Below are 8,451 nucleotides of genomic sequence, written 5' to 3' on the forward strand. Positions count from 1 at the left end.
AACCCCGAAACTTGAGTTCCACAAGCAAACGGCCTTCCCGCCGTTCGCTGATCACACCACTTCGAACAACCCGGCGGCGCCCATACCGCCGCCGACACACATGGTCACAACGACATACTTCACACCGCGGCGCTTCCCCTCCAGCAGTGCGTGGCCCACCATGCGGGCGCCGCTCATACCGTAGGGGTGGCCGATGGAAATGGCCCCGCCGTTCACGTTCAGTTTGTCGTTGTCGATACCCAGCTTGTCGCGGCAGTAGAGCACCTGCACGGCGAAGGCCTCGTTCAGTTCCCACAGGCCAATATCGTCCATCGACAGGCCGGTGCGCCTGAGCAGCTTGGGAATGGCGTAGACAGGGCCTATGCCCATCTCGTCCGGCTCGCAACCGGCCACGGCCATACCGCGGTAGATACCCAACGGTTCGAGATTCCGCTTCGCCGCCATTTCACTGTCCATCAGCACCATTGCCGCGGCGCCGTCGGAGAGCTGCGACGCATTGCCGGCGGTAATCACGCCGTCTTCACGCACCGGGTTGAGTCCCTGCAGGCCCTCCAGGGTCGTCTGTGGACGGTTGCCCTCGTCTTTTTCCAGCGTGACCTCCTCATAGGAAATTTCGCCGGTGTCTCGATCCTTCACCGCCTTGGTGCAGGTCACCGGTACAATCTCGTCCCGGTACAGGTCCGCCTCCTGGGCAGCGGCAGTGCGCATCTGCGATTGCAGGGCGTACTCGTCCTGGCGCTCGCGCTCGATACCGTAGCGCTTCGCCACCACCTCGGCGGTATCGATCATGGGCATATAGACATCGCCGTGCATTTCCAGCAACGCCGGATCCGCCACGCGGAAGCTGTTCATATGCTCGTTCTGCACCAGCGAGATATGCTCCAGGCCGCCGGCGACCGCCAGCGGACAGCCGTCCTGCACGATCTGCTTGGCCGCCGTGGCCACCGCCATCAGGCCGGAGGAGCACTGGCGGTCGATGGTCATGCCGGCGACACTGGCCGGCAGCCCCGAGCGCAGCGCAATCTGGCGGGCCACATTCTGCCCGCTGCTGCCCTGTTGCAGGGCGACGCCGAAAACACAGTCGTCCACTTCCGCCCCTTCCACACCGGCGCGCTGCACCGCGGCCTCCACCGCGTGTGCGGCCAGGCTGGGCGCTTCGAGATTGTTGAAGGCACCGCGATAGGCCTTGCCGATCGGGGTGCGCGCGGTGGAAACGATAACCGCTTCTTTCATGTCCCTCTCCTCAATCCAGTTCCACATCCAGGGCCTTGGCGGCCTTCTGCACGAACTTCACCGTCTGGTTCAGGCCGCCGAACAATTCTTTCTGTTGGTCGCCGTCGCTGATGGTATCCAGGTCCGCCAGTACCGCCTCCGGGGTCTGCTGCTCCGGCGCCAGGTAGACACCTTCGGTTTCCACAATCCGCGCGCAGGCGAAAGAGCCGGCACCGGCGCCGAGGATATAGCGGTTGGGCGCCGCCTCGGCCACCAGCGCCAGCAGCCCCGCGGTCACCGATTCCGGTGTCATCAGGTCCAGTACCTTGGGATCGGGAATGATGTCCTCGGTCATGCGGGTGCGGGCGGTGGGAGACAGGCAGTTGATCTTGATACCGTACTTTTCCCCCTCCAGGTAGAGGGTGTTCATCAGGCCCACCAGTGCCATTTTCGCCGCGCCGTAGTTCGACTGGCCGAAGTTACCGTAGAGGCCGGAGGAGGAAGTGGTCATGACGATGCGGCCGTAGTTCTGTTTGCGCATCAACTCCCATACGGCCTTGGTGCAGTTGACCGAGCCCATCAGATGTACTTCCATCACCAGCCGGAAATCGTCGATTTCCATTTTGGCGAAGGATTTGTCGCGCAGGATGCCGGCGTTGTTGACGAGAATATCCACCCGTCCCCACTTTTCCACCGCGGCCTCCACCATGGCTTCCACTTCCGCGTAGTCGGTCACATTGGCACCGTTGGCAATGGCCTCGCCACCGAAGCCCTCGATCTCCGCGACCACCTGCTGGGCCGCGGTGAGGGAGCCACCGGAACCGTCGCGCGCGCCGCCCAGGTCATTGACCACCACCCTGGCCCCGCGCCGCGCCAGTTCCAGCGCATGGGATTTACCCAGGCCGTTGCCGGCACCGGTGACAATCGCCACCTGTCCATCGAATCGAACACTCATCAGAAAATCCCCCTTATCCGGTAAATTGCATAAACAGCCACTCGGCAACCAGGGCCGGTTTTTCCTCGCCCTCGATGTCCATGGTGGCTTCCAGTTTGATCTGGTACTGGCCGGGATTCTTCTCCTGGATATCCAGTATATTCGCCCGCACCCGCACTTTGCTGTCGACTTTCACCGGGTTGATGAAGCGCACTTTATCCAGGCCGTAATTCACCCCCATCTGCAGACCCTCCATGGAAATCTGCAACTGCTCGGCAAAATAGGACAACAGGGAAAGGGTCAGGAAGCCGTGGGCGATGGTGGTTCCGAAGGGGGTCTTTGCAGCAGCCTCCGGATCCACATGGATAAACTGGCGATCCAGGGTGCACTCGGCGAAGGTGTCGATGCGCTGCTGGTCAATCTTGAGCCAGTCCGTGGGCTCGGTTTCCAGGCCGATAAAATCCTGGATTCTGTCGCGGGGAATCTGTGTAGACATAATGTGCTCCGTTTTTATGTTCTGCCGGGAATCGGGTTGTCACCTTTTAAAGCGGTGCGCGCGGCGCACCCTACATGGCGGCGCAGGGTGCGCCCTGCACATCGGTCAATAGGCCGAGACACCGCCGTCTACCGACAGCGCCTGGCCGGTGACGTAGGTCATCTTCGGCGACAGCAACATCAGCATCGCCGACACCACCTCTTCCGGTTCACCCAGGCGCTTCATCGGGCAACCGTTGGCGAGAAATGCCTGCAGTTCCTCGCCGCCGACGGTCACCATCGGCGTCAGGGCGAAGAAGGGGCAAATGGCATTGACCCGAACGCCGTGCTTGGCGTTCTCCAGCGCCGCGGTTTTGGTCACGCCGATCACCGCGTGCTTGGCCGCCGCGTAGGAGGCGATCTTGGGCGCGCCGCCCAGGCCCGCCATCGAGGATACGTTCAGGATCACGCCACCACTGCGCTGTTTCATCAGCGGCAACTGGTACTTGAGGCCGAACATGACGCCCTTGAGGTTCACGTTGAACTGGCGGTCCATTTCCGCCTCGTCGGTCTCTTCGAGCGACATCATCGGCGGCGCGATACCGGCGTTGTTCACTGCCAGATCCAGGCCGCCGAACGCCGACTGCGCCAGTTCCACCAGCTCCGCACAGTCCCGTTCGGAGGAAACGTCGCAGCGCTGCGCGCGGACTTCGATAGCGTCTCCGCCCAATTCGTCGGCGATTTTTGCCAGGCCGGCTTCATTGATATCGCCCAGTACCAGCTTCGCCCCCCGGTCACCCAGTTCGCGCGCCAGCAATCTGCCAAAGCCGCTGGCGGCACCGGTGATCAACGCCACCTGTCCGGAAAAATCGAGCATCGGATCCGTGTCCATCAGATACCTCCACAGGAAGTCATACCACCGTCGACGACGACACACTCGCCGGTGGTATAGCTGGATGCATCAGACACCAGGTAGAGCACGGTGCCGGCCATTTCCTCCGGCTCGGCGTGGCGGTGCATGGGGATATGGCCGATGGCGGCATCGTAGATTTCCTCGTGGGAAAAGAGCGCGCCGGCAAACTTGGTCTTGGTCAGGCCTGGCAGCAGCGCATTGACGCGGATATTGAACTGGGCGCACTCCTTGGCAAAGGCGCGGGTCATATTGACCACCGCCGCCTTGGTGATGGAGTAGATACCCTGCCCCACGCCCGGCTGCAGCGCATTGATGGAGGCGGTATTGACGATACAGCCACCGCCCTGTTCGCGCATCAGCTTGCCGGCTTCCACGGACATGAAAAAATAACCGCGGATATTCACATCCACGGTTTTCTGGAAGGCGCCCATATCCGTATCGAGGATATGGCCGAAATAGGGGTTGGTGGCGGCGTTGTTGACGAGAATATCCAGCCGGCCGTACTTCTGGCGGATATCACCGAAGACCCGTTCGATTTCCTCGGTATTGCCGATATGGCAGGGCAGCGCCTCGGCCTTGCCGCCGGCATCGACGATGGCATCGGCCACCGCCTGGCAGCCCTCGATCTTGCGGCTGGAAACCAGCACGTGGGCACCCTGCTCGCCGAGCAGTTTGGCGATCGCCTCGCCGATGCCGCGGCTTGCGCCGGTGACCAGGGCGATTTTTCCGGTGAGATCAAACAGTTTTGTAGCCATTTTCCTGTCCTCTGAATTCAATCAATTTGTGGGGCGCGCCGACCGGGCCTGGGGAGGCCGTCGGAGCTTGGCCTGTAAGCAGGTTTCGGGACGGCCCCGCTGCCGGGATATAAACCGGCCCGAATGTCAGTACTCTTTTTCGATCACATCCAGCGCCAGCTGCGCCAGCGGATCGACAAAGGCGCCCAGCCTGGCCGCGCTCTTGCTGGAGGCGTTGCCATCCTGGGCGCGCTTGGCCACGCCCTGGATGATGGCCGCCAGGCGGAAGAAGCTGAACGCCAGATAGAAAGCCCAGTTGTCGATCCCGTCGATACCCCTGCGCTCGCAGTAACGCGCCACATATTCGCTTTCCGAGGGAATACCCAGTGCCTTGCGATCCACGCCCATGAGCCCGGAAATATTGCCGGAGTCCGCGGGCATGCGGAGCTGCATGCACTGGTAGGCGAGATCCGCGAAGGGGTGGCCGAGGGTGGAGAGCTCCCAGTCCAGCACCGCGATGGCGCGGGGCTCGGTGGGATGAAACATGATGTTGTCGAGCCGGTAGTCCCCGTGCACCAGCGCCACGCGGCCGTCGTCCGGCGGCAGGTGGCCGCCGAGCCAGTCGATCAGCTGGTCCATCGCCGCTATGGGCTCGAGTTCCGAAGCGCGATACTGACCCTGCCAACGCTCGAACTGGCGCTCGAAATAGTTACCGGGCTTGCCGTAATCGGAGAGACCCGCGGCCTCGATATCCACACTGTGTAGCGCCGCCAGCACGCGGTTCATTTCCTCGTAGAAGGCGCTGCGCTGAGTGTTGTCCAGTTCCGGCAGTGCCGCGTCCCAGAAGATGCGGCCCTGGCAGTATTCCATCACGTAGAACATCGAACCGATCAGTTCGCGGTCCTCGCACAAGTGCAGCACCCGCGGCACCGGCACATCGCTATCCGCCAGCGCGCCCATGACGCGAAACTCCCGATCCACCGCGTGGGCGGATTTCAGCAGTTTTCCCGGCGGCTGGCGGCGCAGCACATAGCTGCCGCCGGGGGTCTCCAGCCTGAAGGTGGGATTCGACTGGCCGCCGGAAAACTTGCTCACCTGCAGGGGGCCGCGAAAGCCTTCGATATGCGCGGCAAAGTATTTCTCCAGCGCCTGCACGGGCAGTTGGTCCACCGCCCCCTTCTCGTCCGAAACCGTGTTGTCTGTCATCGCCACTCCGGTTCTCTGTTTCAGGATTCCGCGCCGTAGCGGGCCGCCAGGTTGCGGCCCAATTGCATCATGTGTACCTGGTCCGGCCCATCCGCCAGGCGAATGGTGCGCGCGTAGGCATAGTGCTGGGCCAGATGCAAATCCTGGCTCAGCCCGGCGGCGCCGTGAATCTGCATGGCCCGATCGATCACGGTGCAGGCCATCTGCGGCGCGACTATCTTGATCATCGCGATCAGGTCCCTGGCCGCCTTGTTGCCGTACCGGTCCATCTGCTCCGCGGCTTTCAGGGTCAGCAGGCGCGCCTGTTCGATTTCGCAGGCAGACTTCGCGATATCCTCCCGCACCGAGCCCTGTTTGCTCATGGGCCGTCCGAACACTTCCCGCTGCTCGGCGCGTTGCGACATCATTTCCAGTGCGCGCTGGGCGCCGCCGATCAGGCGCATGCAGTGGTGAATGCGGCCCGGGCCGAGGCGCCCCTGGGCGATTTCAAAACCGCGACCCTCGCCCAGGATCAGGTTGGCTGCCGGCACGCGCACATTGTCGAAAATCACTTCCGCGTGCCCTTCGGGCGCGTCGTCGTAACCGAACACCGTCATCGGGCGCAGGATTTTTACTCCCGGTGTGTCGGTGGGCACCAGGATCTGCGACTGCTGCTTGTGGCGATTCGGGTTGTCCGGATCCGTCTTGCCCATGACGATCATGATCTTGCAGCGCTTGTTCATCAGGCCGCTGATATAGAACTTATGGCCGTTGATGACATAGTCGTCGCCGTCGCGCACGATCGAGGTTTCGATATTGGTGGCATCGGAGGAGGCGACCGCGGGCTCGGTCATGGCGAAGGCGGAGCGGATCTCACCAGCCAGTAGCGGTTTCAGCCACTGTTCCCGCTGCGCCGCACTGCCGTACTGGACCAGCACTTCCATATTGCCGGTATCCGGCGCGCTGCAGTTGAACACCTCGGAGGAGAAGGAGATCCGCCCCATTTCCTCCGCCAGGGGTGCGTATTCCAGATTGCTCAGCCCCGCACCGAAGCGGTCGTCGGGCATAAACAGGTTCCACAACCCTGCCTGCTGCGCTTTGGCCTTGAGCTCTGCGAGAATCGGCGGCTCTCCCCAGCGGTCCTCCAGCAGTTGCCGGTGATAGGTTTCCTCCCCCGGGTAGACGTGCTCGTGCATGAAACCGCGCAGCTTTTGCAAAAGCTGCTCTACCTTGTCCGAATATTCAAAATCCATCGCTCGCTGCTCTTAGCTGTAGGTGATAAATTCCTGCCGCTCTTCATTTTCCAGGTGCGGCACATGGTTGAAGCTGTGCAGGCTGATGCCGCCGCTGCCGGAAAAGAAACGGCTCACCGATGTGTTCTTGATCTGCATATTCAGTCTGGTGACCGTTTCCGCGTGCGCCCCCAGTACCTGGCGCACCATCATCGAGATGGCGCCGCCGGAGCTGACCACCAGGGTCCTGGAACCCCTCGGGCTGTCGCCGATCATTCCCAGCGCCTCCTCGATCCGCTGTTCGAATACCGGCCAGCTCTCCGCCGGGCTGATTTCGCCCCCCGCCCAGGCGATCATGGCCTTTTTCAGGAAACGGTAGTAATCGGATCGCGGGGCGCCATCCGCGGGTACCGAGCCGGGATCGCGCTCGCCGTAACTGCGCATCACGCTGTGGAAATCGAACTCGTTCACCTGCGGCACCAGTTCCAGCCGGGACACATCCAGGTCCAGGCCCTCGCAGATGCCCTGCGCCGTCTCCCGGTGGCGCAGCAGGTCGCCGCAGACAACGCGGTCGAAACCCATCCCCGCCATTCGCCAGTGTTCGCCCAGCCAACGCGCCTGCCGCCAGCCCAGATCGGACAGTTTGTCGTAGTCGGCGGCGCCAAATGAGGCCTGCCCATGACGCACCGTGTAGAACTCAGCCAATTGCTTTCCCCTTTCCAGAATCCCAACCCTAGCGCCCGGCAATAGATCATCGAAGTTTATTATGCGAATATCCAATCATTCACAGAAATGATGAACGGTGACACCGATGCAGCTACAGCAGGTGGACATGAATCTCTTCCCGGTGCTGGAAGCCATCTACAATGAGCGCAACCTGACCCGCGCCGCGGAACAGCTGCATATTACCCAGCCGGCGGTCAGCAACGCCCTGTCGCGCCTGCGACGCACCCTCGATGACCCGCTGTTCACCCGCACCCCCGCCGGCATGACCCCCACGCCACTGACCGAAAGCATCATGCCGCGGGTGCAGCAGGCACTGAACCTGCTCGGCACCAGCCTCAGCGAACAGCGCCGCTTCGATCCGGCCACCGAATCGCGCACCCTGCGCCTGTCGATGAACGATATGGCGGAAACCCTGCTGCTGCCGCGGCTGCTGGAGCGGCTGGAACGACAGGCGCCGGGGATCAATGTGGAGTCCTACTATGTGCCGCGGGACCGGCTGGCACAGGAACTGGCCGCCAACACCCTGGATTTCGGCCTGGATATCCCGCTGGCCACCGCCACCCAGCTACACCAGCAGCGCCTGACCAACGACCGCTACCTGTGCATGCTGCGCAGCGACCACCCGCTGGCGGAGCAGACCAGCCTGACCCTGGAGCAGTACCTGCGACTGGAGCATATCCACGTCTCCAGCCGCCGCAGCGGACCGGGGCTGGTGGATATCGCCCTGAACAAGCTGGGCCGGCGGCGGGATATCAAGCTGCGGGTACAGCACTACCGGGTGGCGCCGCTCGTGGTGCTGCGCACCGACCTGGCCCTGACGGTGCCGGTCAGCCTCGCCAACCAGTATTCCGCGCGCCTGTTCGAGCTGCCCTTCCAGATACCGCAGATGGACTGGCACCTGCTGTGGCACAAGAACCAGCACGACGACCCGGCCAGCCGGTGGTTGCGGGAGCAGTTGATGGAGTTGTTTGTCTGATTGGGGACTGGGGGTTCTCAGTAGATACCATCTGTCCCTACATCCCTCAAGGGGCTATCTGGCCC

9 protein-coding genes are annotated in these 8,451 nt (G+C 62.5%); 1 reads left to right on the forward strand and 8 read right to left on the reverse strand.

Annotation, left to right across the window (positions count from 1 at the left end):
* Positions 1-51 precede the first annotated feature (51 nt).
* The 8 genes from OQE62_RS17335 to OQE62_RS17370 all read right to left on the reverse strand — a co-directional run bounded on the left by OQE62_RS17335 (position 52) and on the right by OQE62_RS17370 (position 7,389).
* On the reverse strand, positions 52-1,233 hold the full coding sequence (locus OQE62_RS17335; RefSeq protein WP_265723306.1) for an acetyl-CoA C-acyltransferase: 1,182 nt from the start codon (positions 1,231-1,233) through the stop codon (positions 52-54).
* Between the two features lie 10 nt (positions 1,234-1,243).
* Positions 1,244-2,167, reverse strand: coding sequence for an SDR family NAD(P)-dependent oxidoreductase (locus tag OQE62_RS17340; RefSeq protein WP_265723307.1), 924 nt, complete (start codon positions 2,165-2,167; stop codon positions 1,244-1,246).
* A 13-nt stretch (positions 2,168-2,180) separates the two neighbouring features.
* Positions 2,181-2,642 carry a MaoC family dehydratase gene (locus OQE62_RS17345; RefSeq protein WP_265723308.1) on the reverse strand — a complete coding sequence of 154 codons (462 nt, stop codon included), beginning with the start codon at positions 2,640-2,642 and terminating at the stop codon, positions 2,181-2,183.
* Between the two features lie 105 nt (positions 2,643-2,747).
* Entirely contained in the window at positions 2,748-3,512 is a 765-nt protein-coding gene (locus OQE62_RS17350) for an SDR family NAD(P)-dependent oxidoreductase (RefSeq protein WP_265723309.1), read from the reverse strand.
* The gene (locus OQE62_RS17355; protein WP_265723310.1) at positions 3,512-4,288 is read right to left on the reverse strand and encodes an SDR family oxidoreductase; all 777 of its coding nucleotides are present in this window, start codon (positions 4,286-4,288) and stop codon (positions 3,512-3,514) included. The genes OQE62_RS17350 and OQE62_RS17355 overlap by 1 nt, the downstream gene beginning before the upstream one ends.
* A gap of 126 nt (positions 4,289-4,414) precedes the next feature.
* On the reverse strand, positions 4,415-5,473 hold the full coding sequence (locus OQE62_RS17360; RefSeq protein WP_265723311.1) for a phosphotransferase: 1,059 nt from the start codon (positions 5,471-5,473) through the stop codon (positions 4,415-4,417).
* Positions 5,474-5,493: 20 nt separating this feature from the next.
* Entirely contained in the window at positions 5,494-6,705 is a 1,212-nt protein-coding gene (locus tag OQE62_RS17365) for an acyl-CoA dehydrogenase family protein (RefSeq protein ID WP_265723312.1), read from the reverse strand.
* Between the two features lie 12 nt (positions 6,706-6,717).
* Positions 6,718-7,389 (reverse strand): histidine phosphatase family protein, encoded by a 672-nt coding sequence (locus OQE62_RS17370; protein ID WP_265723313.1) that lies wholly within the window; start codon positions 7,387-7,389, stop codon positions 6,718-6,720.
* A 106-nt stretch (positions 7,390-7,495) separates the two neighbouring features.
* Here OQE62_RS17370 and OQE62_RS17375 point away from each other — a divergent pair, with 106 nt between their 5' ends.
* Positions 7,496-8,386 carry a LysR family transcriptional regulator gene (locus OQE62_RS17375; protein WP_265723314.1) on the forward strand — a complete coding sequence of 297 codons (891 nt, stop codon included), beginning with the start codon at positions 7,496-7,498 and terminating at the stop codon, positions 8,384-8,386.
* Positions 8,387-8,451: the final 65 nt, after the last annotated feature.

This window comes from Microbulbifer halophilus (assembly GCF_026183675.1).
In the GTDB taxonomy this organism is placed as follows: Bacteria; Pseudomonadota; Gammaproteobacteria; order Pseudomonadales; family Cellvibrionaceae; genus Microbulbifer; species Microbulbifer halophilus.

Excerpts from the sequence above, each read along its gene's own strand:
- OQE62_RS17340 (WP_265723307.1), bottom strand. The coding sequence starts at position 2,167 with ATGAGTGTTCGATTCGATGGACAGGTGGCGATTGTCACCGGTGCCGGC.
- OQE62_RS17335 (WP_265723306.1), bottom strand. The coding sequence starts at position 1,233 with ATGAAAGAAGCGGTTATCGTTTCCACCGCGCGCACCCCGATCGGCAAG.
- OQE62_RS17365 (WP_265723312.1), bottom strand. The coding sequence starts at position 6,705 with ATGGATTTTGAATATTCGGACAAGGTAGAGCAGCTTTTGCAAAAGCTG.
- OQE62_RS17345 (WP_265723308.1), bottom strand. The coding sequence starts at position 2,642 with ATGTCTACACAGATTCCCCGCGACAGAATCCAGGATTTTATCGGCCTG.
- OQE62_RS17350 (WP_265723309.1), bottom strand. The coding sequence starts at position 3,512 with ATGGACACGGATCCGATGCTCGATTTTTCCGGACAGGTGGCGTTGATC.
- OQE62_RS17360 (WP_265723311.1), bottom strand. The coding sequence starts at position 5,473 with ATGACAGACAACACGGTTTCGGACGAGAAGGGGGCGGTGGACCAACTG.
- OQE62_RS17375 (WP_265723314.1), top strand. The coding sequence starts at position 7,496 with ATGCAGCTACAGCAGGTGGACATGAATCTCTTCCCGGTGCTGGAAGCC.
- OQE62_RS17355 (WP_265723310.1), bottom strand. The coding sequence starts at position 4,288 with ATGGCTACAAAACTGTTTGATCTCACCGGAAAAATCGCCCTGGTCACC.